20 protein-coding genes and 2 tRNA genes are annotated in these 24,842 nt (G+C 65.5%); 11 read left to right on the forward strand and 11 right to left on the reverse strand.

All coding sequences use genetic code 11. The annotated features are described in order from the left end of the window. The first annotated feature begins 100 nt into the window (after positions 1 to 100). The 3 genes from A0U87_RS01630 (at position 101) to A0U87_RS01640 (ending at position 2,349) form a co-directional block, all read left to right on the forward strand. Entirely contained in the window at positions 101 to 1,510 is a 1,410-nt protein-coding gene (locus A0U87_RS01630; RefSeq protein ID WP_240700490.1) for a DUF4403 family protein, read from the forward strand. A gap of 64 nt (positions 1,511 to 1,574) precedes the next feature. Beyond that, on the forward strand, positions 1,575 to 2,030 hold the full coding sequence (locus A0U87_RS01635) for an SRPBCC family protein (protein WP_048936586.1): 456 nt from the start codon (positions 1,575 to 1,577) through the stop codon (positions 2,028 to 2,030). After that, the gene (locus A0U87_RS01640) at positions 2,017 to 2,349 is read left to right on the forward strand and encodes a metalloregulator ArsR/SmtB family transcription factor (RefSeq protein WP_048936587.1); all 333 of its coding nucleotides are present in this window, start codon (positions 2,017 to 2,019) and stop codon (positions 2,347 to 2,349) included. Before A0U87_RS01635 ends, A0U87_RS01640 begins: the two co-directional genes overlap by 14 nt. Position 2,350: 1 nt before the next feature. On the opposite strand, the gene A0U87_RS01645 is transcribed toward A0U87_RS01640, so the two are convergent. The 8 genes from A0U87_RS01645 to gpmA all read right to left on the reverse strand — a co-directional run bounded on the left by A0U87_RS01645 (position 2,351) and on the right by gpmA (position 10,551). Next, positions 2,351 to 2,785, reverse strand: a complete 435-nt coding sequence (locus A0U87_RS01645; protein ID WP_004212371.1) for a DUF3035 domain-containing protein — start codon at positions 2,783 to 2,785, stop codon at positions 2,351 to 2,353. After that, positions 2,785 to 3,297: a signal peptidase II gene (gene lspA, locus A0U87_RS01650; RefSeq protein ID WP_004212370.1), complete on the reverse strand. Its 513-nt coding sequence runs from the start codon at positions 3,295 to 3,297 to the stop codon at positions 2,785 to 2,787. Before lspA ends, A0U87_RS01645 begins: the two co-directional genes overlap by 1 nt. Further along, on the reverse strand, positions 3,294 to 6,179 hold the full coding sequence (gene ileS, locus A0U87_RS01655; RefSeq protein ID WP_048936588.1) for an isoleucine--tRNA ligase: 2,886 nt from the start codon (positions 6,177 to 6,179) through the stop codon (positions 3,294 to 3,296). Before ileS ends, lspA begins: the two co-directional genes overlap by 4 nt. A gap of 151 nt (positions 6,180 to 6,330) precedes the next feature. After that, positions 6,331 to 7,257, reverse strand: coding sequence for a bifunctional riboflavin kinase/FAD synthetase (locus A0U87_RS01660; protein WP_048936589.1), 927 nt, complete (start codon positions 7,255 to 7,257; stop codon positions 6,331 to 6,333). A 191-nt stretch (positions 7,258 to 7,448) separates the two neighbouring features. Next, complete coding sequence (locus A0U87_RS01665) at positions 7,449 to 7,943, reverse strand: dihydrofolate reductase (RefSeq protein ID WP_048936686.1); 495 nt, start codon at positions 7,941 to 7,943, stop codon at positions 7,449 to 7,451. Positions 7,944 to 8,068: 125 nt separating this feature from the next. Then, complete coding sequence (locus A0U87_RS01670) at positions 8,069 to 9,139, reverse strand: 5-(carboxyamino)imidazole ribonucleotide synthase (RefSeq protein WP_048936590.1); 1,071 nt, start codon at positions 9,137 to 9,139, stop codon at positions 8,069 to 8,071. Positions 9,140 to 9,147: 8 nt separating this feature from the next. Continuing rightward, complete coding sequence (gene purE, locus A0U87_RS01675; protein WP_010339039.1) at positions 9,148 to 9,636, reverse strand: 5-(carboxyamino)imidazole ribonucleotide mutase; 489 nt, start codon at positions 9,634 to 9,636, stop codon at positions 9,148 to 9,150. Between the two features lie 228 nt (positions 9,637 to 9,864). Further along, a complete protein-coding gene (gene gpmA / locus A0U87_RS01680) occupies positions 9,865 to 10,551 on the reverse strand; it encodes a 2,3-diphosphoglycerate-dependent phosphoglycerate mutase (protein ID WP_004212364.1) in 687 nt (228 codons plus the stop codon). Positions 10,552 to 10,705: 154 nt separating this feature from the next. On the opposite strand from gpmA, the gene sppA reads away from it, so the two are divergent. Next, on the forward strand, positions 10,706 to 12,589 hold the full coding sequence (gene sppA, locus A0U87_RS01685) for a signal peptide peptidase SppA (protein ID WP_048936591.1): 1,884 nt from the start codon (positions 10,706 to 10,708) through the stop codon (positions 12,587 to 12,589). 10 nt (positions 12,590 to 12,599) lie between these two features. Here sppA and mutL read toward each other — a convergent pair whose 3' ends face one another. Further along, complete coding sequence (gene mutL, locus A0U87_RS01690) at positions 12,600 to 14,414, reverse strand: DNA mismatch repair endonuclease MutL (protein ID WP_048936592.1); 1,815 nt, start codon at positions 14,412 to 14,414, stop codon at positions 12,600 to 12,602. A 134-nt stretch (positions 14,415 to 14,548) separates the two neighbouring features. Between mutL and A0U87_RS01695 the strand changes: the two genes are divergently transcribed. From A0U87_RS01695 to A0U87_RS01725, 7 genes are all read left to right on the forward strand, one after another. After that, on the forward strand, positions 14,549 to 15,595 hold the full coding sequence (locus A0U87_RS01695; RefSeq protein WP_004212359.1) for a rod shape-determining protein: 1,047 nt from the start codon (positions 14,549 to 14,551) through the stop codon (positions 15,593 to 15,595). Between the two features lie 17 nt (positions 15,596 to 15,612). Further along, positions 15,613 to 16,533: a rod shape-determining protein MreC gene (gene mreC, locus A0U87_RS01700; RefSeq protein ID WP_004212358.1), complete on the forward strand. Its 921-nt coding sequence runs from the start codon at positions 15,613 to 15,615 to the stop codon at positions 16,531 to 16,533. Beyond that, complete coding sequence (gene mreD, locus A0U87_RS01705; RefSeq protein ID WP_017499256.1) at positions 16,530 to 17,057, forward strand: rod shape-determining protein MreD; 528 nt, start codon at positions 16,530 to 16,532, stop codon at positions 17,055 to 17,057. Before mreC ends, mreD begins: the two co-directional genes overlap by 4 nt. Next, positions 17,054 to 19,156, forward strand: coding sequence for a penicillin-binding protein 2 (mrdA, locus tag A0U87_RS01710; protein WP_048936688.1), 2,103 nt, complete (start codon positions 17,054 to 17,056; stop codon positions 19,154 to 19,156). Before mreD ends, mrdA begins: the two co-directional genes overlap by 4 nt. Continuing rightward, a complete protein-coding gene (rodA, locus tag A0U87_RS01715) occupies positions 19,156 to 20,268 on the forward strand; it encodes a rod shape-determining protein RodA (protein WP_017499258.1) in 1,113 nt (370 codons plus the stop codon). The genes mrdA and rodA overlap by 1 nt, the downstream gene beginning before the upstream one ends. 121 nt (positions 20,269 to 20,389) lie before the next feature. Beyond that, positions 20,390 to 20,465: transfer RNA gene (locus tag A0U87_RS01720), tRNA-Lys, on the forward strand. A 59-nt stretch (positions 20,466 to 20,524) separates the two neighbouring features. Then, positions 20,525 to 20,600, forward strand: a tRNA-Lys gene (locus tag A0U87_RS01725). Positions 20,601 to 20,681: 81 nt separating this feature from the next. Here the strand turns inward: A0U87_RS01725 and A0U87_RS01730 are convergent. Further along, positions 20,682 to 21,110 (reverse strand): hypothetical protein, encoded by a 429-nt coding sequence (locus tag A0U87_RS01730; RefSeq protein ID WP_048936593.1) that lies wholly within the window; start codon positions 21,108 to 21,110, stop codon positions 20,682 to 20,684. A gap of 403 nt (positions 21,111 to 21,513) precedes the next feature. Then, entirely contained in the window at positions 21,514 to 24,519 is a 3,006-nt protein-coding gene (locus tag A0U87_RS01735) for a TonB-dependent receptor (RefSeq protein ID WP_137405190.1), read from the reverse strand. Positions 24,520 to 24,842: the final 323 nt, after the last annotated feature.

Consider the following 24,842-nt stretch of genomic DNA (forward strand, 5'->3'; position numbering starts at 1 on the left):
GACCATGTCCGGGAGAAGGCGGTTGGGCAGAGCATTGCCGGGTCGACATCATCGCTGGCTGCTGCTCCTGCCGCTGCTAGCTGCCTGTTCGGAGAAACAGGTGGTAGAACCGCCGCCGCGCGCCAATGATCCCGTGCCGGCAACCAGCGCATCTTCCATCATCAGCGTTCCGGTGGAAATCGACCGCGCCCTGATTGCCCAGGCGATCGAACGCGCCATGCCGCGACAGCTGTGGCGCATCGACCGGCCAGGCACGCGCTGCGTCCAGCCCAAGCGGGTCAAATTGTTCGGCAAGCAGATCAAGGTGACGCCGCCGATCGACTGCCACATCATCGGTGAAGTCACGCGCGGACCGATCCGCCTGCGCGGCAATGGCCGCGACCTGATCGCTGACATCCCGATCCATGCGCAGGTCAGCGCGCGCGACGTTGCCGGATTGCTGAAGGGCGAGACGGCCACCGGCGACGCCATGGCCCATGCCCGGATTCAGCTCGGCATCGATGACCAGTGGCGCCCTCACGGCACGCTGAAGCTCAGCTATGACTGGACCCAGACGCCCGGCATCGATTTCCTCGGCCAGCGCATCACCTTCGCCGACAAGGTGGATCGCAAGATCGCGCCCGTTGTCCGCGACCTCGAACGGCAATTGCCGCGCGAACTGGCCAAGGTCGACCTGCGCAGCAAGATCGAGCGGCTGTGGCGCGCGGCCTTCACCAGCCTTTCGCTCAACGACCATGATCCGCCGGTATGGATGCGCATCACCCCGCAACGCTTCCTGTTCGACGGTTATGGCAACAGCGGCGCCCAACTGCGCTTCCGGCTGGGGATAGAGGCGCTGACCGAAACCGTGGTCGGTGACCGACCGGTCGATCCGCAGCCGACCGGACTGCCACCGCCCGCGCGTGCGCCGATCAATGACGCGCTGCATTTCTTCCTGCCGGTGCGGGCCGATTATGCGCAGCTGGAGCCGGTGATCCTGCGCGCCCTGCACAAGCGCGCCGTGCGCCCGTTCGACCTGCCCAAGCTGGGCCCCATCATCGCCCGGTTCGACAAGCTGACCGCCTATGGCACGACGGGCAACCGCATTGCGGTGGGCGTCACGCTCGCGGCGCGTCCGGCAAGCGGCAAGGTAGGAGACACCCATGGCACCGTCTGGCTGACCGCCCGCCCCGTCAACCAGCCCAATTCTGCGCTGGTCCATTTCGAGGATCTGCAGGTGACCGGCACCAGCGACGGCATTGGCGGCGACATCCTGATCGCGCTGGCCGGCAGCCCGGCCTTTTCCAGCGTCATCGCTGGCGCGCTCAGCCAGAATTTCACCCATGATCTGGAGGAGTTGAAGGGCAAGATCCGGCGCGCCATCGGCGACCGCAAAACCCCGCATTTCCGCATCCGCACCAATTTGGACAGCACGGAAATCGGCCAGATAAGCGCCCATGGCCAGGGCCTGTATCTGCCGGTGCGGGCGACCGGACGAGCCTCGATCCGCTACGCCGGCGGGCCACTATAGAGCAACCATATAGTTGCATATTCCTGGCATGAGGCGCATATAGGCAATCAGGAGGTTGCCTATCATGACCGACAGCATCATCAAGACGATCGACATCGCCGCGCCGGTAGAGCGGGTATGGGACGCCCTGACCGACCATGCGCAATTCGGCACCTGGTTCCAGGTCGCGCTCGACCAGCCCTTTGCCATCGGCCAGCCCTCGACCGGGCATATGACCTATCCGGGCTATGAGGCATATCGCTGGGAAGCGCGGGTCGTGGCGATCGAGCCGATGACCCGTTTTGCCTATGAATGGCCTGCGACCGGCGGCGACAAGGCGCTGATGGAGAGCGGCGTGCCGGTGCCCGAATGGACGCTGGTGGAATTCGTGCTGGAGCCGATCGACGGCGGCACGCGCCTGACCGTGACAGAAAGCGGGTTTGATGCGGTGCCCGAACCGCGCCGGACCAATGTCATGCGCGACAATGACGGCGGCTGGGCGGAACAGGTGAAGAATATCCGCGACCATGTCACCGGCTGAGATTTTCGCGGCACTGGGTGATCCCACGCGCCTCAGCCTCATCGCGCGGCTGGGCGACGGCAATGGCCGGTCGATCGTGCAACTGGGCGAAGGCCTGCCGATCAGCCGTCAGGCGGTGGCCAAGCATCTGGATGTACTGCACGGCGCCGGGCTGGTGCGCAGGCGCAAGCAAGGGCGGGAAGTGCATTTCGCGCTACGCCGGGAGGCGGTTGCGGCGGCGCAGGACTGGCTCGGCCGGGTCGGCGCGCAATGGGATGGCACGCTCGCCCGGCTCAAGGCCCTCGTGGAAGGGGACGATCAGACGCCCCCCTCCCCCTAGATTATTGCTGCGGCGGGGTCGTCTGCGTGCCGGTGGCGGCGCGGGCGTCCTGGCCGTCGCCTTCCGGCGCAGCGATGATGTCGCGGGTGGTCGCGCCCTTGTCGACCACTTCGGTGCCCGGATCACCCGCCTGCGAGCGGATACCGGCAGCGGCGGTGCCACGGCCGGCCGAGTTCAGCGCCGCGCTTTCCGATGCGCTGCGCGGGGCCGGACCGCCGAACAGCGCTTCCTGTGCGGCGCGGCTCGAATCGACCGTGGCAGCAGCCGGGGTGCCCGGCGCGGGCGGGACCAGCGCGAAATCAGGCGGCACGACCAGCGGCGCCTGGCGCGTCACAGCGAACTCGTCGGGACGGCCACGATTGAGCAGGCCGTTACCACCGCCGCCGCACGCCGACAGGGTTGCAACAAGGCCGGCGGCGAGGATCAGTTTACGCATTACTTCAGGGTCTCCGTCTTTGCGCCCTTCTCGCGCAGCAGCAGCGCCCGCGCAAGCAGGATCAGCACGCCGAACGTGATGGCCGCGTCGGCCAGGTTGAAAATCAGGAAGGGCCGCCATTCGCCGAAATGCAGGTCGGCATAGTCGACGACATAGCCCAGCCGCATCCGGTCGACGATATTGCCGATCGCGCCGCCCAGCACCAGGCCGAGCGCCGCGACGTCAGACCGCGCCTTTTCGCGCCACATCCACACACCCACGAAGCCGGCGATCAACATGGTCATGCCGACCAGCATCCAGCGCATCGTGTCGTTGTCGGCATGGAAGAAACCCATCGAGACGCCGCGATTTTCCAGCCAGCGCAGGCGGAAGAAGGGCAATATCTCGATCCCCGCATCCGCCCGGCTCTGCAGCGCGAGCGGATAGGTGACGGTATATTTGACCAGTTGGTCGAGCGCGAGGGTGACGATCGCGACCGTCAGCCCCAGCGGGCGGTGATTGATGGCACTCATGCCTTCAATACCTCGTCACAGCGGTTGCACAGCGTGCCGTCTTCCTCGACCTCGGGCAGCAGGCGCCAGCAGCGGCCGCACTTGTGCCACTCGCTGGGCTTGACGATGATGCCGTCGCCCACGCCCATCTCGATCCGGGCGACGATGGCGATTTCGGCGAAGTTCACACCGTCGCTGGGCAGCAATTCGCCCATGGTGACGTCGGCCTCCAGGCTGGAGCGGATCACCTTTTCGCGGCGGAAGGGTTCGATCGCCTCGTTGACCTGCTCGCGCTGGTCGCGCAGTTCCGCCCATTTGTCGTTCAGATGGCTGTCGATCCAGCGATGGTCGACCTCCGGCCATTCCAGGAAATGGACGCTATCCTCGTCACTTGGGAAGCGGCTCTGCCACACTTCCTCAGCGGTGAAGGGGATGATCGGCGCGACATAGCGGACCAGCGCGTGGAACAGCGTATCGAGCAAGGTGCGATAGGCGCGACGCTTGGGGTCCGACTTCGCATCGCAATAGAGGCAGTCCTTCCGGATGTCGAAGAAGAAGGCCGACAGGTCGCTGTTCGCGAAGTCGAAGATCGCGCGGGTGTAGCGGCTGAATTCCAGCCAGTTCTCGCTCTTCGCCGCCTTGTCGACCACCGCGCGCAGTTCCGCGTCGAGCTGGGCCAGACGGTGGAGCATATAGCGCTCCAGCTCCGGCATCTCGGCATAGGACACCGCCTCGCTCTCATCATAGTCGGACAGGGCGCCGAGCATGTAGCGGAAGGTGTTGCGCAGCTTGCGATAGGCATCGGACGAACCGGCCAGCACTTCCTTGCCGATGCGGACGTCATCGAAATAGTCGGTGCTGGCGACCCAGACGCGCAGGATATCGGCACCGCTTTCGGCCATGATCTTGAGCGGATCGACGACATTGCCAAGGCTCTTGGACATCTTCTTGCCCGAACCGTCGAGCGCGAAGCCATGGGTCAGCACCGCCTTGTAGGGGGCCTGGCCACGGGTGCCGCAGCTTTCCAGCAGCGAGGACTGGAACCAGCCGCGATGCTGGTCCGACCCTTCAATATAGAGGTCGGCGCGGGTGCCCTCGCCATAGCGGCCCTCGACCACGAAGCTGTGGGTCGAGCCGCTGTCGAACCAGACGTCGAGAATGTCGTTCACGACCTCATAGTCATTGAGGTCATAATCGGGGCCGAGCAGCGCCTGATGATCGGCGCCGAACCAGGCATCCGCACCGGCACCCTTGAACGCTTCGATGATGCGGGCATTGACTGCCGGATCAACAAGATAGTCGCCAGTCTTGCGATGGACATAGAGCGCGATCGGCACGCCCCAGGCGCGCTGGCGGCTGATCACCCAGTCGGGGCGGCCTTCCACCATCGAACGGATGCGGTTGGTCGAACGCTCGGGCACCCAGCGCGTATGCTCGATCGCATCGAGCGCGATCTCGCGCAGGGTCGGGCCGTTGCCGGTGACGATCGGGGTCGGCATCACGCCGCCATCGACATCGGCAATCCCGCCTTCCTGTGGCTTGTCCATCGGGATGAACCATTGCGGGGTGCAGCGGAAGATGATCTTCGCCTTGGAGCGCCAGCTATGCGGATAGCTGTGCTTGAAATCGTCCGATGCGGCGAGCAGCGCGCCCGCTTCGCGCAGGTCGGTACAGATCGGGCCATCCTTGCCGACGAATTTGGGGTTGATGACCGACCCCTGCCCGCCCAGCCACAGCCAGTCGGCGCGATATTTGCCGTCGCCCTCGACCGCGAAGACGGGGTTCAGGCCGTTCGCCTTGCAGAGCGCAAAGTCATCCTCGCCATGGTCGGGCGCCATATGGACAAGGCCGGTGCCCGCGTCGGTCGTGACGAAATCGCCCGCTAGCAACGGACGCGGCTTGGCGAAGAAGCCGCCCAGCGCGTGCATCGGGTGACGCGCGACGGCGCCGGCGAGTTGCGAACCCTTGATCGTACCTTGGACATGAAACGTACGATCGAACCGCTCTTCAAAGGCAGCGATCAGAGGAGTGGCGATCAAATAGAAACCGCGCTCCTTAATGATCGGCATCGGTTCTCCGGGGCGGAGAACTGCTGCTTCACCTTCAAAGAGTTTGCCGATCGAGTACTCAATCTCCGGCCCATAGGCCAAAGCCTGGTTGACCGGGATCGTCCAGGGCGTCGTCGTCCAGATCACCGCATGGGCGCCGACCAGTTCGGGCGCATTCGGCGCTTCCATGATCTCGAACGCCACGTCGATCTGGGTCGAGGTGATGTCCTCATATTCCACTTCCGCCTCGGCCAGCGCGGTCTTTTCGACCGGGGACCACATGACGGGCTTGGCGCCGCGATAGAGCTGACCGCTTTCCGCGAACTTCAGCAGTTCGCCGACGATCGTCGCCTCGGCATCAAACTTCATGGTCAGATAGGGATCGGCCCAGTCGCCCATCACGCCCAGGCGCTTGAACTGCTCCTTCTGCACGTCCACCCACTTGTCGGCATAGGCGCGGCACTGGGCGCGGAACTCGGACGCGGGCACCTCGTCCTTGTTCAGCTTCTTCTTGCGATATTCCTCCTCGATCTTCCATTCGATCGGAAGGCCGTGGCAGTCCCAGCCGGGCACATAAGGTGCATCCTTGCCGAGCAGCGACTGGCTGCGGACGATGATGTCCTTCAAGACCTTGTTCATCGCATGGCCCATATGGATGTCGCCATTGGCGTAGGGCGGGCCATCATGCAGGATGAAGCGTTCGCGGCCGGCGCGCTTCTCGCGCAGCTTGCCGTAAAGGTCCATCGCCGCCCAGCGCGCGGCAATCGCCGGTTCCTTCTGCGCGAGGCCGGCCTTCATCGGAAAGTCGGTGACGGGAAGGAAGACGGTGCTTTTATAATCGGGCTGGTCGGTCATCGAATGTCCGTGCAAGTTTATGAATCCGTTCGCCCTGAGCGAAGTCGAAGGGCCGGCCCGAGGGAAGCGAGGGCTCTAACCGGGCCTCGGCTCCGCTCGGCCGCGTGTCTCGACTTCGCTCGACACGAACGGGAAAAGTGGAAGCGTCGCCCTACGCGAGGTAAGGCGTTCCCGCAAGGATTTGCCGTGCGTCGTCGCAGTCGCGTGCGATCTGCGCGATCAGCGGGTCGAGGCCGTCATATTTCGCCTCCGGCCGGAGATAGTGGATCAACTGCACCTCGATGCTCTGGTCATAGAGGCTTTCGGCGAAATCGAAGAAATGCGGCTCCAGCAGCAGCTTGGGCGGATCGAAGGTCGGGCGGATGCCCAGATTGGCGGCGCCGTCCAGCACCCGGCCATCGGCCAGCCGCCCGCGCACGGCATAAATGCCGAAGGCCGGGCGCAGATAGGGGCCAAGGTCGATATTGGCGGTCGGGAAGCCGATGGTGCGGCCCAGCTTGTCGCCATGCTGGACCAAGCCCTGGATCGTGAAGGGACGCGTCAGCAAGCGGGTGGCAGTGGCGCAATCGCCCGCCTGCAATGCGGCACGGATGCGGCTGGAGCTGATAACCCCTTCCGCGTCCATGACCGGCGCGACCGCCTCGGCCGACAGGCCCAGTTCGCCGAAGCTGGCGACGGTGCCGCTGCGCCCCTTGCCGAAGGTGAAATCCTCGCCCGTGACCACAGCGGCGACGCCCAGTTGCTCCATCAGCAAACGGACATAGCCGGCCGGGTCGAGCGCGGCGAGTTCACGGGTGAAGTCGAACACCAGCATCGCGTCGGCCCCGGCGGCGGCGAACAGCGCCTGGCGCTGGTCCAGCGTGGTCAGGCGAAAGGGCGGCGTATCGGGCTGGAACAGGCGCATCGGATGCGGATCGAAGGTGGCGACGATCGCCGGCCGCCCCTCCGCCCGCGCACGCGCGATCGCGCGGCCGACCACCGCCTGATGGCCGGCATGAAAGCCGTCGAAATTGCCAAGCGCCATGACACCGCCGCGCAGATGCGCAGGGATCGGGGCATTGCTGGTAAGCCGCTCCATGGCCGGGGCTATAGGGTGACGCACAGGGCGTGGCAATTGGCGATCACCACCTCCCGTTCGGGCTGAGCGAAGTCGAAGCCTTGCACTGAGCGGAGCGAAGTGCACCTCAACGCCAAACTTAACTGGAGGGGGGCGTCTCGCTGCGCTCGACGGGCCCCTTCGACTTCGCTCAGGGCGAACGGAAGGAAAGTTTATGGCTTCCGCCCGAACGTCACAAAGCTGTAGGCCGGCCGCCCGTCCAGCGCGGGATGATCCGCACGCGCCGTCTCGCGCCAGCCCGCCGGATCGGGATAGGCGATATGGGTGTCGCCTTCGGCGTCGACATGCACCTCGGTCAGTTCGATCCGGTCGGCCCGGTCGAGGAACAGGCGATAGATTTCCGCGCCGCCGATCACCATCAGCACCGGCGCGTCGGCCAGCGCGATCGCCGCGTCGACATCATGGGCGACCTCCGCCCCCTCGCCCGTCCAGTCCCGGTCGCGGGTCAGCACTATATGGCGACGGCCGGGCAGCAGGCCGGGCAGGCTGTCGAATGTCTTGCGCCCCATCAGCATCGGATGGCCGGCGGTCAGCGCCTTGAAATGCCTGAGGTCGGCCGGCAGCCGCCAGGGCAGATCGCCATCCCGGCCGATCACGCCATTGTCGGCGCGGGCCAGGATCAGGACGATGTCGGGCTGCTCGCTCATGATCGCGCTTCCTCCGCCAAAAAATTTCGTCATTCCCGCAGGCGGGAATCCATCACCGAACCAAGCCAATAGGGCGAACGCGCGAGATGGATCCCCGCCTTCGCGGGGATGACGACGTGAATAGATTAAAGCGACAACCGCGTCACATGCCCCATCTTGCGGCCCGGACGCGCCTCATGCTTGCCATAGAGGTGAAGGTGATTTTCCGGGTCGGACAGGATCGCCAGCCATTCCGCCGCATCGTCGCCGATCAGGTTACGCATCTCGACCTGCCGGGCGGCCAGGCCCGTATCGCCAAGCGGCAGGCCGCAGATCGCACGAACATGGTTCTCGAACTGGCTGGTGAGCGCGCCTTCGGTCGTCCAGTGGCCGCTATTATGGACGCGCGGCGCCATTTCGTTGAACACCGGGCCGTCGGCGCTGGCAAAGAATTCCAGCGTCAGCACGCCGACATAGTCGAGCGCATCGGCGACCTGCTTGGCCAGCGCGCGGGCGGCGGGCAACTGCCCCTCGATCAGCGAGCCGGCCGGCACGGTCGAAGTGGCGAGGATGCCGTCGACATGGACGTTGGCGGCCGAATCCCAGAAGCACACCGCGCCATCGGCGCCGCGCACCAGGATCACCGAATATTCCTGATCGAAGGTGACGAAGCCTTCAAGGATCGCGGGCTGGCGGCCGATCGCATTCCAGGCGCCGACCGCGTCGCCCGGCTCGTTGATCCGGGCCTGGCCCTTGCCGTCATAGCCCATGCGGTTCGTCTTGAGGATCGCGCGGCTGCCGATCGTTTCGATCGCGGTTTCCAGATCGTCCAGGCTGTCGACCGGCGCGAACGGCGCGGTCAGGCCGCCCAGATCGGCGACGAAACGCTTTTCGGCCAGACGATCCTGCGCGACGCGCAGCGCACCGGCGCCGGGACGGACCAGCCCATGGCTCGCCAGCACCTCAACCGCCGACGGATCGATATTCTCGAACTCATAGGTGACGACGTCCACGCCCTCGGCAAAGGCGGCGAGCGCGGCGGCATCCTCATAGGCGCCCTGGGTCCAGCTCGGCGAGACATCGGCGGCGGGGCCGCTTTCCTCTGGCGCGTAGATATGGGTCCGATAGCCAAGCTGGGCCGCGGCCATGGCGATCATCCGGCCAAGCTGGCCGCCGCCAAGGATGCCGATGGTGGCGCCGGGGGCAATGGTCGTCATGATCGGGATCAGTCCTCGACGGTTTCGGCGACGGCGTCGGTCTGGCGCGCGCGCCAGGCGTCCAGCCGCTGCGCCAGCGCATCGTCATGCGTCGCCAGGATCGACGCGGCGAGCAGGCCCGCATTGATCGCGCCGGGCTTGCCGATGGCCAGCGTGCCGACCGGGATGCCGCCGGGCATCTGGACGATGGAGAGCAGCGAATCCATGCCCTTCAATGCCTTGGACTCCACCGGCACGCCCAGCACCGGCAGGCGGGTCATCGATGCGGCCATGCCGGGCAGATGGGCGGCCCCGCCGGCACCGGCGATGATGACCTTGAGGCCGCGGCCGGCGGCACTGGTGGCATAATCATAGAGGCGCTGCGGGGTGCGATGGGCGGACACGACCTTGCACTCATGGGCGACGCCCAGCGCTTCCAGCGTCTCGGCGGCATGACGCATCGTCTCCCAGTCGGAGCGCGAGCCCATGATGATGCCGACTTCCACTGCCCCGCTCATAATTTGCTTCCCCTGATGGGGCGGCCCGCCGGCCTGCCCGGAAAGCAAAGCCCCTTAGCGGCCGGGCCGCCAAGGGGCAATGCTATTCCTCCCCTTCAGGGGAGGTCGCAGGCCAAAGGCCTGACGGAGGGGCAGGTGCCGCCTGACACAGGGGAAGAAGAGAAGCGCAAGAGGGCGCGTGCCCCTCCACCACGCCGCTTCGCGCCCCCCCCCCCGTGCCGGGGAGGATCAGCGTTCCGACAGATAATAGCGATCGGTCGCGGTCAGATCGTCGGCCAGTTCATAGACGATCGGCTGGCCGGTCGGGATTTCCAGCTCGGTGATCTCGTCATCGGGGATGTTCGACAGATGCTTGACCAGCGCGCGCAGCGAATTGCCATGGGCGGAGATCAGCACGCGCTTGCCGGCGCGCAGTTCCGGCGCAATGCGGCCTTCCCAATAGGGCAGCACGCGGGCGATCGTGTCCTTCAGGCTCTCGGTCGACGGGATGGCGATGCCGTCATAGCGGCGGTCCTTCGACAGGTCGAACTCGCTGCCCGCTTCCAGCACCGGCGGCGGAATGTCGAAGCTGCGGCGCCAGATCTTGACCTGATCGTCGCCATGCTTGGCCGCGGTCTCGGCCTTGTTGAGGCCGGTGAGGCCGCCATAATGGCGCTCGTTGAGGCGCCAGTCCTTCTCGACCGGCAGCCACAGCCGGGTCATTTCCTCCAGCGCCAGGTTCAGCGTCTTGATCGCGCGAGTCTGGAGCGAGGTGAAGCACTGGTCGAAATCCAGCCCCTTTTCCTTCATCAGCCGGCCGGCGGCGCGCGCCTCTTCCGCGCCCTTTTCCGTCACGTCGACATCCCACCAGCCGGTGAAGCGGTTTTCCAGGTTCCAGGTCGACTGACCATGGCGGATGAGGACGAGCGTGGGCATCGGGCGTGTCTCCTGCACGATAGGGGCGAAAGATGCGCCTGCCATAGCGGGCAAAATTATGCGCGCAAGCTTGTCGCGGGTCAGGACAAGCCCACATTGCAGTCAAACCGGCGATGCGATAGCTCGGGACGACCAACGGAAAAGGAACGGCGATTTGGCATTTGTGAAGGGCGCGTGGCGCATCCTGGTCGCGATCAAGGACGGACTGGTGCTCCTGTTCCTCCTGCTCTTCTTCGGGCTGCTCTATGCCGCCCTGTCCTTCTCGCCCAAGCCGGCCAAGCCGATCGGCAGCGGCGCGCTGTTGCTGGACCTGGACGGCAGCATCGTCGAACAACCGGCCGAGGTCAGCGCCACCGCCATCCTGTCGGGCTCGGGCGACCAGGCGAAGGAATATCGCCTGTCCGACATATTGACCGCGCTCGACGCCGCCCGCACCGACGACAAGGTGAAGGCGGTCGTGCTCGACCTCGACGATTTCACCGGCGGCGGTCAGGTCGCCATCGCCCGCGTCGGCAAGGCGCTGGACGCGGTGCGCGCCGCCAAGAAGCCGGTCTTCGCCTTTGCCACCCTCTATAGCGACGACAGTTACCAGCTCGCGGCCCATGCCAGCGAAGCCTGGGTCGACCCGATGGGCGGCGTCGCCATCGCCGGACGCGGCGGCTCCGGCCTCTATTATAAGGGGCTGATCGACAAGCTGGGCGTCAACACCCATGTCTATCGCGTCGGCACCTACAAGAGCTTCGTCGAACCCTATATCCGCGCCGACCAGTCGCCCGCGGCCAAGCAGGCCAATCAGGAACTGGCTGGCGCGCTGTGGCAGAACTGGCAGGATGACGTGACCAAGGCGCGCCCGAAGGCCAAGGTCGCGGCCTACGCCGCCGATCCCGCCACCGCCGCCAGCGCTGCCGGCGGCGACATGGCCAAGGCTGCGCTGGCCGCCGGGCTGGTCGACCAGCTGGGCGATCAGGAAGCCTTTGAAGAGCGCGTGGCCAAGGTTGCGGGCGATCCATCCGACAAGGACGAGACCGATTATGCCGCGATCGACTATGCCGCCTATGTGAAGGCCAGGAAGCCCGCCAATGACGGGCAGATCGGCGTGCTGACCGTGGCCGGCGACATTGTCGATGGCGAGGCCGGCCCCGGCACCGCGGCGGGCGACACGATTTCCGACCTGCTGCTCAAGGCACTGGACGAGAAGGACTTGAAGGCCCTGGTCGTGCGCGTCGATTCGCCGGGCGGATCGGTGCAGGCGTCGGAGAAGATCCGCCGTGCCATCATGGAGGCCAAGTCCGGCGGCCTGCCGATCGTCGTGTCGATGGGCAATGTCGCGGCAAGCGGCGGCTATTGGGTCTCGACCCCGGCCGACATCGTCTTTGCCGAACCCGATACCATCACCGGATCGATCGGCGTGTTCGGCATCATTCCGAGCTTCGAGGGCACGCTGGCCAAGATGGGCATCACCACCGACGGCGTGCGCACCACGCCTTTGTCGGGCCAGCCCGACATCGCCGGCGGCACCACGCCGCAATTCGACCAGATCATGCAGATGGGGGTCGAGGATATCTATCGCCGGTTCGTCGGCCTGGTCGCACAGGCGCGGCACAAGACGCCGGCGCAGATCGACACCATCGCCCAGGGCCGCGTCTGGGACGGCGGCACCGCCCGCCAGATCGGCCTCATTGACCGGTTCGGCGACCTCAATGACGCGATCGCCGAAGCCGCGCGCCGCGCCAAGATCGATCCGGCCAAGGCCAAGCCCTACTGGATCGAGAAGCAGCCGGACAAGTTCGCCGAGTTCATCCAGTCGATCGCCGACCGCGAGAAGGACGATGCCGGCGCCCCGCGCGACCTGATCGGTCGCGAAGCGAAGCTGCAGCAGCGTTGGGCGCTGCAGGCCGTCGCCGATGTGCGCCGGCTGGTGAGCGGCGCGGGCGTGCGCGCCGACTGCCTGGAATGCCGCGGCTATGGCGCGCCCAGGCCTGCAAGCCAGGCGGATGCGCGCGGATGGCTGGCGTTGCTGGGATCAGCCTGGCACTGACGCCAGGCCGTCACTTCCGCCCGAACAATTTCTCGATATCGCCATGGCCGAGCTTCACCCAGGTGGGCCGGCCATGATTGCATTGGCCAGATCGCGGGGTCACCTCCATTTCGCGCAGCAGGGCGTTCATTTCCGCGACGCTCAGGATACGACCGGCGCGGACCGAGCCGTGGCAGGCCATGGTCGCCGCGACCAGATCGAGCCGTTCCTTGAGCGACAAGGCGCTGTCATAGGCGGCAAGATCATCGGCAAGGTCGGAGACCAGCCCCTGCACATCGCCCTGCCCCAGCATCGCCGGAGTGGCGCGCACCAGCATGGCGGAGGGGCCGAAGCGCTCCAGTTCCAGGCCGAATTCCTTGAGTTCGGCGACCCGCGCCTCCAGCCGGTCGCAGGCCGGCTCGTCCAGTTCGACCACCTCGGGCAGCAGCAGTGCCTGGGACGCGACGCCCTGCCCCTCCATCGCCCGGCGCATCCGTTCCAGCGTCAGCCGCTCATGCGCGGCATGCTGATCGACGATGACCAACCCATCCTCGGCCTCGGCGACGATATAGGTGCGGGCTACCTGGCCGCGCGCGACGCCCAGCGGGAAGCTGTGCCCTTCGGGTGCGGGCGCGGCGGCGGGCTCCGCGCGCGCCTGGGGCGGCGGGGTCAGGAAATTCGGCCGTCGATCCCCTACCCCCTGATAGCTGGCGGGCGAGGATGGCGCGAACTGGCTGTAGCTGGGCGGCGCATAGGGCGTGGCCGCCGCCTCGAAGATCGGCATGGCACCGATCGGCGTGGGCGACAGCGGTTCGGGCCGCCAGGCGTTGAGCGCGGCGGGATCGGCATGCTGCACGGCGCGAAAGCCCTCGGCATCAAGCGCGCGGCGCAGGCCTGAGACGATCATGCCGCGAATCAGCGCCGGGTCGCGGAAACGCACCTCGGTCTTGGCGGGGTGGACATTGACGTCCACCTCCAGCGGCGGGACGTCGAGGAACAGGGCGACCACCGGATGGCGATCGCGCGCCAGCATGTCGGCATAGGCGCCGCGCAGCGCGCCGATCAGCAGCCGATCACGGACCGGGCGGCCATTGACGAACAGATATTGATGATCGCCAACGCCCCGATTGTAGGTCGGCAGCGAGGCGACGCCGGAAAGTTGCACCCCGTCCCGCTCCAGGCTGACGATCACATGATTGTCGGCCAGCTGCCGGTCGGTGAGCGCGGCGACCCGCTCCTCGCGCGCCTCGCCCGCCTGCACGCCCAGCACGCGGCGGCCGTCATGCTCGACCGAGAAGGCGACCGACGGATGCGCCATGGCGAGGCGGCGCATGACGTCGAGGCAGGCGGCATATTCCGACTTGGCCGAGCGCAGGAATTTGCGCCGCGCGGGCACCCTGGCGAAGAGCTGGTCGACGGTAACGCGGGTGCCGGGTGGCAGTGCGGCCGGCCCTTCGGCCACCAGCACGCCATTGTCGACGGTGCGGTTCCAGCCATCGGCACCGCGCGGCCGGCTGTCGATCGACAGGCGCGCGACCGACGCGATCGAGGGCAGCGCCTCGCCCCGGAAACCGAGCGTCGCGACATTCTCGATCGCGTCGTCGGGCATCTTGGATGTGGCATGGCGCTCCAGCGCCAGGGCCATGTCCTGCGAATCCATGCCGCAGCCGTCATCGCTGACCTCGATCCGGTCGAGCCCGCCGCTCGACAGGCGCACGGCGATGCGCGTCGCGCCGGCATCCAGCGCGTTTTCGACGATTTCCTTGAGCGCGCTGGCGGGTCTTTCGACCACTTCGCCTGCGGCAATGCGATTGACCAGATGTTCGGGCAGACGGCGTATTGACATTGATTAGTGACTAGCCCAAGCGAGCGCTTTCCGCGAGCCGCGACCCCAAAAATATTCCAGCATAGATTTGGGCGGGACGGAGCGCGGACACGAACACTGCCGTCCCGGCGCAACCGGGCGAAACAGGATGAAGCATGTCGATCTTCTCGCGCCTCTTCAAATTTTCCTCCCAGGACATGGCCATCGACCTGGGCACCGCCAACACCGTGGTCTATGTCCGTGGCCGCGGCATCGTCCTCAATGAACCTTCCGTGGTCGCGGTCGAGACGCTGAACGGCGTCAAGCGCGTCAAGGCGGTCGGCGACGATGCCAAGCTGATGATGGGCAAGACCCCGGATTCGATCGAGGCGATCCGCCCGCTGCGCGACGGCGTCATCGCCGACATCGACGTGGCCGAGCAGATGATCAAGCACTTCATCAACAAGGTGCACGGCGGCAAGCACAGCCCCTGGCGCGCGCCCGAGATCGTGATCTGCGTGCCGTCGGGTTCGACCAGCGTCGAGCGCCGCGCCATCCGCGACGCCGCCAGCAATGCCGGTGCCAGCCAGGTGTTCCTGATCGAGGAACCGATGGCCGCCGCAATCGGCGCCGACATGCCGGTGACCGAGCCGATCGGCTCGATGGTCGTCGACATTGGCGGTGGCACCACCGAAGTCGCGGTGCTGTCGCTGCGCGGCCTGGCCTACACCACCTCGGTCCGCGTCGGCGGCGACAAGATGGACGAGGCGATCGTGAGCTTCGTGCGTCGCCACCATAATCTGCTGATCGGCGAAGCCACTGCCGAGCGCATCAAGAAGCAGTTCGGCGTTGCCCAGCCGCCCGAGGACGGCGTCGGCGAGACGATCCACATCAAGGGTCGCGACCTCGTCAACGGCGTGCCCAAGGAAATCAGCATCAACCAGGGCCAGATCGCCGACGCACTGGCCGAGCCGATCAGCACGATCGTCGAAGGCGTGCGCATCGCCCTGGAAAACACCGCGCCCGAACTGGCGGCCGACATTGTCGATCAGGGCATCGTCCTGACCGGCGGCGGCGCGCTGCTCAAGGGGCTGGACGATGAATTGCGCGACGAGACCGGCCTGCCGGTCACCATCGCGGAAGATCCGCTGACCTGCGTCGCGATCGGCACCGGCCGCGCGATGGAGGATCCGATCTTCCGGGGCGTGTTGCAGACTGCCTGATCCGGGGGACATAGACGATGGCGCGGCCACCCAGCCGACGCCCCGGTCATAACCGGAAGGCGCAATATAGCCTCTTCGCCAGCTATGTGGTGGCAATGGCCGGGGCAGCGATCGCGCTGCTGCTGATCGTTGTCGCCATCTTCGATCCGACCGGCTTTGCCGCGATCCGGACAGGGACGGCGGAAATCACCCGCCCCCTGTCCACCGGCATGAAGCGGACGGTGAGCGGCGTCAGCTCGATCGACGAGGTTCTGGCCGCCTATTGGCGCGCCGGTTCCCAGAATGTCGGCCTGCGCCGTCAGGTCGAGGCCGATCGCAACCGGATCATCGAGGCAAAGGGCATCGCGCAGGAAAATGCGCGGCTCAAGAAGCTGTTGAAGCTGGTCGATGTCGACAGCAGCGCGCTGCTGTCGGCGCGCCTCATCAGTTCGTCCGCCAGCAGCGCGCGTCGCTTCGCCCGGCTCAACGCCGGCAGCTGGCAGGGCGTGCGTCCGGGCATGCCGGTCCGCGCAGCCGAGGGGCTGATCGGCCGCGTCCATACCACCACGCCCAACACCGCCGAAGTGCTGCTGCTGACCGACACGAGCAATATCGTGCCGGTGCGCCGCGCCAACGACAATGTCCCGGCCATTTCCACCGGCGGCGGCGACGGATCGCTGGAGATCCGTGCGCTCGCGGCCGGTCGCAATCCGTTCAAGCCGGGTGACCTGCTGGTGACGTCGGGCATTGGCGGCATCTTCCAGCCCAATATCCCGGTCGCCGTGGTCGTCCGCGTCCAGGGCGAGATCGCCTATGGCGTGCCGCTCGCCAACCCGACCAAGGTCGATGCCGTGGTGGTGGAGCGCGCCTTCGAGCAGATCGTGACCCGCCCCGATCCGGGCGTGGCCGCGACCAGCGACCCCAATGGCCTGGCCGCCGGGAACGCCGCGACGCCATGATCGATCGCAATCTGCCGCCGGTTCCCCGCCTGGGCCGCCATCCGTCGCGCTGGCGCCTGGCGGGAACGCCGGTGGTGACCGTGATGCTGGGGTCGATGCTGACGATCCTGCCCGTCATCGCCCAGTCGCCGGCGATGCCGCCCTTCGGCCTGCTGGTCCTGCTGGCCTGGCGGTTGCTGCGCCCGGAATTGTGGCGCGCCTGGGTCGGCCTGCCGCTTGGCCTGTTCGACGACATGATGAGCGGCCAGCCGATCGGTTCGGCCATGTTCCTGTGGACCGTGATGCTGATCGGGATCGACGCGATCGAGCATCGGCTCGTCTGGCGCAGCTATCGTCAGGACTGGTTAATCGCGACCATGGCGATTATCTTCTGCCTCGCCGGCGGCGTCTTCTTCGCGCGGATTACCGGCGGAGGTCCTGTGAAACTGTTGCTGGTCGCGCCCCAAATGCTCTGGACGATATTGCTCTTTCCCTTCGTCGTCCGGCAATGCGCCCGGATCGACCGCTGGCGCGTGATGGCATGAAATTCCCGACGCCCAAGCGCAAGATCGTCACCGAAGCCACCCAGAGTTTCACCTTCAGCCGCCGGGCCATGGTGGTCGGCGGGCTGCAGGGCGCGATCGGCGCATTGCTGGTCGGCCGCATGGGCTGGATCAGCATTGCCGAGAACGAGAAATATCAGCTCCTGTCGGAAAGCAATCGCGTAAACCTGACGCTGATTCCGCCCCGGCGCGGCTGGATCGTTGATCGCAACGGCCGTCCGCTGGCCAATAACCGCACCGATTTCCGCGTCGACCTGATCCCGCAGCGGATCGTCGATGCCGAGGCGACGGTGGGCCATCTGGCGCAACTCCTCTCGCTCCAGCCCGACGATGTCGATCGGATCAAGGAGGAACTGGACAAGTCGGCCGGCTTCCGTCCGGTCCAGGTCGCCGACAAGCTGACCTATGACCAGTTCGCCGCTGTCTCCGTCCGCCTGACCGACCTGCCCGGCGTCGCGCCGAGCCAGGGCTTTTCGCGCCATTATCCCGCCGGCGCCACGGTCGGCCATCTGCTCGGCTATGTCGGCGCGGCGACCGCGGAAGACTATAAGAAGCGCAAGGATCCGCTGCTCATCACGCCGGGCTTCAAGGTCGGCAAGGACGGGCTGGAGCGCGCCTATGACGAGCATCTGACCGGCAAGCCCGGCGCCAAGCGGGTGGAAGTCACCGCGCGCGGCAAGATCGTGCGCGAACTGACCACCCGCCCCGACACGCCCGGCAATCCGATCAAGCTGACGATCGACGCGGGCCTGCAGGAATATGCCGGCCGGCGCCTCGCCACCCAGAGCGGCGCGGTGGTGGTGATCGACTGCCATAATGGCGACGTGCTGGCCTGCGCGTCGATGCCCAGCTTCGACCCCAACAGCTTTTCCGACGGCATCAGCCATCTGGAATGGGAAATGCTGTCGAAGGACGACCATGTCCCGCTGCGCAACAAGGTGCTGCAGGGCCTCTATCCGCCCGGATCGACCGTCAAGCCGATGGTGGCGCTGGCGCTGCTGGAGGCGGGCGTATCGCCGGCCGAGACGGTCAGTTGCGGCGGCGCAATCCGCGTCGGCAACACATTGTTCCACTGCCACAAGAAGCGCGGCCATGGCCCGCTCAACATGCGCGGCGCGATCGCCCAGAGCTGCGACATCTATTTCTACCAGATGGCCCAGCGGATCGGCATGGACCGCATCGCCAGCATGGCCCGGCGCGTCGGCATGGGCCAGCGCTTCGACCTGCCCTTCCCCAGCCAGAGCTATGGCACGGTCCCGGACCCGGCGTGGAAGCTCAAGAAATATAACCAGAAATGGCAGGTGTACGACACCGTCAACGCGACCATCGGTCAGGGCTATATGCTGATCAACCCGCTGCAGATGGCGGTGATGGCGGCGCGGCTGGCGACCGGGCGGCAGTTGATGCCCAATTTCCTGCATGGCGCAGCCCGGCCCGAGCCGGCACTGGTCGGCGTGCCCGAGGAGCATCTGGTGACGATCCGCGACGCGATGAGCGCGGTGGTCAATGGCGGCGGCACCGGCGGCGCGGCGCGCATGAGCATTCCCGATGTGCTGATCGCCGGCAAGACCGGCACCGCGCAGGTGCGTCGCATCACCATGGCGGAGCGCGCCGGCGGCGTGCGCGGCAATGCCGGCCTGCCCTTCAAGCTGCGCGACCACGCCCTGTTCCAGGGCTTCGCGCCGTTCGACAATCCCCGTTATGCCATCGCCTGCATCATCGAACATGGCGGCCACACCATCCGCAACGAGGATGCGCCGATGATCGCGAGCGACACCATGTCCTATCTGTTCGATCCGCAGAAGGCGATGGAGAAGCTGGTCACGCTGGAAAAGGGCTGGGGCGGCACCCCGGCCGAACGCCAGGCCCGGCAGATGGCCGCCTTCCGCCTGGCCAAGGCGATCGAGAAGGGACAGGCGCCGCCACCGGCGGCGGCGGCCGCCAATGGTAGCGAGGCCGCCCATGCGACCGCGCCGACCGCCAGCACGCCCGCCGCCAGCCCGCCACCACCAGCAACGCCCCCGGCGGACGCCGATGATGGCGACGACCTGCCCGCGCCCCCCGGCCCTGGAAACCCGTAATGAGCATCATACCCCAGTCCGTCACCGAATTTCCCTGGCGCGTGCTGGGCCTGCTTGCCGCCATCGCCCTGTTCGGCACCCTGGTGCTCTACAGCGCCGCGGGCGGTAGCATCACCCCCTGGGCGATCAACCAGGGGGTGCGCTTCGTCATCTTCGCCGTCATGGCGCTGGTGCTGAGCCGCATCCCGCTGGAGCTGTTCGCCCGCTTTGCCTTCCCGGCCTATGGCGCAGTGCTGGTGTCGCTGGTGCTGGTGGAACTGATCGGCGGCGTCGCCGGCGGTAGTCAGCGCTGGATCAACCTGGGCTTCATGCAGTTGCAGCCGTCGGAATTCATGAAGCCGATCATCGTGCTGGCGGTCGCCCGCTTCTATGCGATGCTGCCAGTGGGGGAAATCCGCCGCTGGAACGCCATCTGGCCCGCGCTGGTGCTGATCGGCGTTCCCTGGGCGCTGGTGCTGGTACAGCCGGACCTGGGCACTGCGACGATGATCCTGGCGGGCGGCATCACCGTCATGTTCCTGGCCGGCCTGCCGCTGCGCCTGTTCATCGGCTCCGGCCTCACCGTCGCCGCGATCATCCCGATCGCCTTCAGCTTCCTGCATGACTATCAAAAGAAGCGCGTCCTGATCTTCATGGACCCGGAAAGCGATCCGCTGGGCGCAGGCTATCATATCAGCCAGTCGAAGATCGCGATCGGCTCCGGCGGCATCTGGGGCAAGGGCTTCCTCCAGGGCACGCAGAGCCATCTCCAATATCTGCCCGAAGGCCATACCGACTTCGTCTTCGCCACCATGGCGGAGGAATGGGGCATGGCCGGCGGCGTGTTCCTGATCGGCGCCTTCATGCTGCTGTTCCGCTGGGGCATCCGCGTGTCGCTGCGCACACCCGACAAGTTCGCGCGCCTGGTCGCGGCGGGCCTCACCACCACCATCTTCTTCTACATGGCGATCAACCTAATGATGGTCATGGGCCTTGCGCCGGTGGTCGGCATCCCCCTGCCCTTCATGTCCTATGGCGGTTCGTCGATGCTGACCGTCATGCTGTGCGTGGGCATCATCATGTCGATCGACCGCTCGACCAAGCGCACCACGCGCATCGGCAACTGGGCCTGAGCGGGCCTCTCGCGAAAAAATTGTGCGATAACGCAATTTACTGTTTGCAGAATCAAATGTGCCTGCTAACAGCCCGCCCACACCGAAGCGATCAGCCACCAAGACTGACCGGCAACGGGATGGACGCATAGCTCAGTTGGTAGAGCAGCTGACTCTTAATCAGCGGGTCCTTGGTTCGAGCCCAAGTGCGTCCACCAAATCCTGCATCGGCCTGATGCAGGTTCGATCCCCCAGCGGATCGCTTATAGGCCAGTGTGGACGCATAGCTCAGTTGGTAGAGCAGCTGACTCTTAATCAGCGGGTCCTTGGTTCGAGCCCAAGTGCGTCCACCAAACTTTCCAAGTAAATATAGTAACTTACCCCGTTCGGGACTGGGTCTTACACGCCACCAATAAGCATCGTGTAAGAGTGCGCTAGGGACGCGGTAGAGCGTTTGTGCCAGCGCCCGATGCCCACAACCTCGCCTTGAAGGACGCACGATCGTCTGGGGCATCACCAAGGTCAGCACGAATCTCCCAGACCAGCTCTGACCACAGAAAGTCGTGGCGCTCCTTGGTCATGCCGGGTGAATTTGACTCCGCGATTTCATCGGTGAAAGCATGAAGGGCGCGGATTACCGATCCCGACCCAATCAGGTGCAAGTTGTTCACGGCCGTCGCAAACCTAATCTTGGCTTCGGTGGGCGCAGCGCCTACGATGCCGCTCGCCGCGCCCAAGAACTCTTCGTAGTAAGCAAGTTTCTTAGCCCGCCATGCCGCTTCACGCTCTTGCCTCTTCGTGAGCAAAATCGCACCCGCTGAACCGATAAGCGCCACAAGCGCAGAAATGATTGTCGCCCACATGAGCGATAACCTATCGGTGACTACCTACGACGGCAACTGCTACTGACGGTCGCGCTCGCGCCATGCTACCAGCCATGCGGGTTCACCATCAGCGAGCATATGCCTGCCCCCATGTGCCGTCCGCTTCCCAGCGATGCAGGGCAGTGACGACCGCCACCATATCCCGCCGGTCCAGCGTCCCGCCCTCAATGCCAGGCAGTACCTCCTGCTCGACCCAAGCGTCAAACGACCCGAACAGGACGGTGAAAGGCGACGACCGCAGATCCGCCATTGGGCGCTTTTGCGGCTATTTGGCGCCGGTATCTCCAAGTCGGCTGGCCAACCCCATCGACACAAAAAAAGCCGCTGAAAACCGGATGATCCGGCCTCCAGCGGCTTGCCCCGAATGGCTCTTCGGCTTTTATCAGAATTTGAAGCGGACGCCCGCCGTGAAGGCCCGGCCGATAAAGTCGTAGACTGCGATATTGGTGGGCAGGTTCACCCCCGGCACGGTGCCCGGAATGATCGGCGGCTGCTTGTCGAACAGGTTGTTGACGTTGGCGAACAGCTCGAAATTGCCATTCCCCTGAGGCACGGTGAAGCGCATGGCCAGGTCGGTATACCAGACCGCCTTCACCTTATCGTCGACGAACTGGATCGGCACCGGCCCACCGGGAATATCCAGCCGCATCTTGTGAATATATTGTTCGGACAGGGTGATGCCGAACGGCCCGTTGCTGTAGTCGATCGAGAAATTGCCGCGCCAGCGCGGGAAGCCGGCCGGGTTGCTGCCGACCACGCTGACGCCCGCATAATGGGCGATCGGCGCGCCCGCATATTGCTGGGCATCGAACTTGTCGAGATAGTTCATGTAGAGGCGCAGGCTGAGCGCCCCATCGCCCATCGCCGTGCGATAGCTGGCGTCGAAATCGATGCCGGCGGTCTTCAGGAAGGCGATGTTGGCCGGCACGATATGCACCAGCGAGGGCAGGCTGGTCGGCGTCGCCCGATCGATCAGGCCGCATTCGGCCACGCCCGATCCGCCCGCATTATAGCAGTTGGTGATGATCTGCTGCGACGAAAGCGTGTCGATCAGGCCCGTGACCTTGATCTTGTAATAGTCGACCGACAGCGAAAAGCCGGGGAAGAAGGACGGCGTCAGCACGCCACCGATCGTCAGCGTCTTGGCCTTTTCCGGCTTCAGATTGGCGTTGCCGCTGGTGACCGTGTTCACATTCTGGTTGAGGCCGCTGCCATAGCTGCCATCGGCTGTCTGCAGATCGTTGACGATGCCGATGCCGCTCTGCGCGCCCGAATAGAGTTCGAACAGGTTGGGCGCACGGATGTCGCGCGACAAGGTGGCACGCAGCAGCAGGTCGTCGACCGGCTTCCAAGTTGCACCGACCTTCCAGGTTTCGACCGTGCCCGACGTCGAATAGTCGGTGATGCGGCCCGCGCCGTTGATGCTGAGTTCCCGGAAGAAGGGCTTGTCCTTCAGGATCGGCACCGCCAGTTCGGCATAGGCTTCCTTGACGTTCAGGCTGCCATGCGCGGTGCCGACATTGGTCAGCCAGTAGAAGTTGGTGGTGGCCGGCACGCCGCGCAGGCCGGCGAAATAGGCGCTGCGCTCGGCCGCCGTGTCGAGCAGCGAGGGATCGGCATTGCTGGTGAGGTTCAGCGTCTGCTTGCGATATTCCGCGCCGACCGCGAAGTCGACCGGCCCGGCCGGCAAATCGAACAGGCTGCCACTCAGGTTCACCGCAAAGCTGTCCTGACGGATGCTGGCCCGGTAACGCGACGTGCCGGTGGCATAGGCATAGCCTTCGGGCGTCGACTTGGACGGATCGCCATGCAGCACGTCGATCGGCTTGCAGCCCGCATATTGGCTGGCATAGGTCGGATCGAGCAGCACGCGGCAGGTGATCTGGCCAGTGCTCGGATCGACCACGGCGTCGGCCGCCGCATAGAGCTTCTTGCTGTCATAGAGGCCGGAATTGGCCAGGATGTGCTTGGAGTCGCCATGCGAATAGGTGGCGCTCCAGTCGAGCCCGCCCAGCTTGCCGGTGAAGCCGGCATTGACCATCCAGTAATCGGTACGTTCCTTGGCGATGGCGGTCGGCTGGCCGGCATCATATTGGCCGACCGTGTAGCTGTCCGTCGCGGACGTCAGCGCCGAATTCAGCGCGGACGACAGATAGGGATTGCCCTTGTAGATGGTGACGCCCTGCGACGCGGGAACCAGCGCATTCACCTGGGTCGAATATTCCAGGTCCGAGCGCGACCAACTGCCCTGAACGAAGGCGTTGATGTCGTCGGTCAGATCATAGCTCAGCCGCCCGAAGGCCTGATAGGTGGTCAGCGGGATGACCGCCGCGCCGGTGGTCGGGATCTGGTAACCGTCGCCGCCCGACTGGAAGCCGGTCGTGCCGACCGCCGTGCCGGTGTTGAATGGCCGGGTCGTGCCATCATTGTTGATGACCTGCCCGACATAGGGATTGCCCGCCACGCTGGAGGCGGTGATGCGGCCATTGGGCGCCAGCGCCGAAATCAGGATGTTCGACCCGATCGTATAGGGGTTGCGCGCGCCGCCGGGCGCACAGACCGACGCCGGCTCGCTCGCCAGCTTGGTGCAGCCCACGACGCTGCCGACATAGCTATAGCCCTTGGTCGCATAGTCGCGATCGCTGCGCAGCATGCCTTCATTGTTGGAATATTCGCCGCTCAGCAGAATATGCCCGCGTCCGCCGGCAAAATCCTGGCCGACTGCCAGGCCGAGGCGCTGGTTGGCATTGTCGCCCTCGTCGGAAATGCCCGCCTGGGCCACGCCCTTGATGCCGGTGAATTTCTTGTCGAGCACGAAGTTGACGACGCCCGCGACCGCGTCAGAGCCCCATTGGGCCGAGGCACCGCCGGTCACCACGTCAACCCGCTGCATCAGCAGCTGCGGCAGCACATTGGTGTCGATCGTGCCGATATATTCGGTCGGCGATACGCGCATGCCGTCGAACAGGATCAGCGTGCGCAGCGGCCCCTTGGGATTGGCGCTGGGCGTGCCCAGGCCGCGCAGGTTGAGCACATTGCCGTGGATCGGCGCGTTCGAGAAATTCGACGCCGACTTGGACGGGCTCAGCGAATTGGAGAATTGCGGCAGCTTGTTGAGCGCGTCCGGAATGCTCGACGGCGTCGTGCGCGACAATTCCTCGGTCGTGGCGACCGTCACCGGCGTCGGCGCGGTATAGCCATCGCGCACGATGCGCGAGCCGGTCACGACGATGTCGGATGTGCTGACCGGTGCGGCACTACCCTGCTCGGCGGCCTGCTCCGGTGCCGGTGCGGGCGCCGCCGCATCCTGCGCCAGCGCGCTGCCGGTCATCGCGACGATGCTGGCGCCGATCGCCAGCGACGACGCAAAAATCTTGTGCTTGGACATTGGTCTTTCCTCTCCCTGGACGCAATGTGTCGGCTCGTTGGCCCACACCTGTCATTATTATCCCGGTGTGCATTTTTATTTCTATCGCTCCAGCGGTGGATGTCAACTAATTTTGCACCAGTGGTAAATGTTTGATCGAAAAGAATTTGCCGCCTTGCCGCAACGGAAATCCGGCCTTCTTATTAGGGACAGGGGATAAAGCCGCGAAAAGCGGCGCATCATATATTGACCTATGGTGCAAAAATGTGCGTTATGCCGGCAACAGATCGTGCCGCTCCGCGGACCAGGCACGGCGATCAGCATGGAGAAGGTCGGTGTCGAGC

It is taken from the genome of Sphingobium sp. MP9-4 (genome assembly GCF_005281675.1).
In the GTDB taxonomy this organism is placed as follows: Bacteria; Pseudomonadota; Alphaproteobacteria; order Sphingomonadales; family Sphingomonadaceae; genus Sphingobium; species Sphingobium yanoikuyae.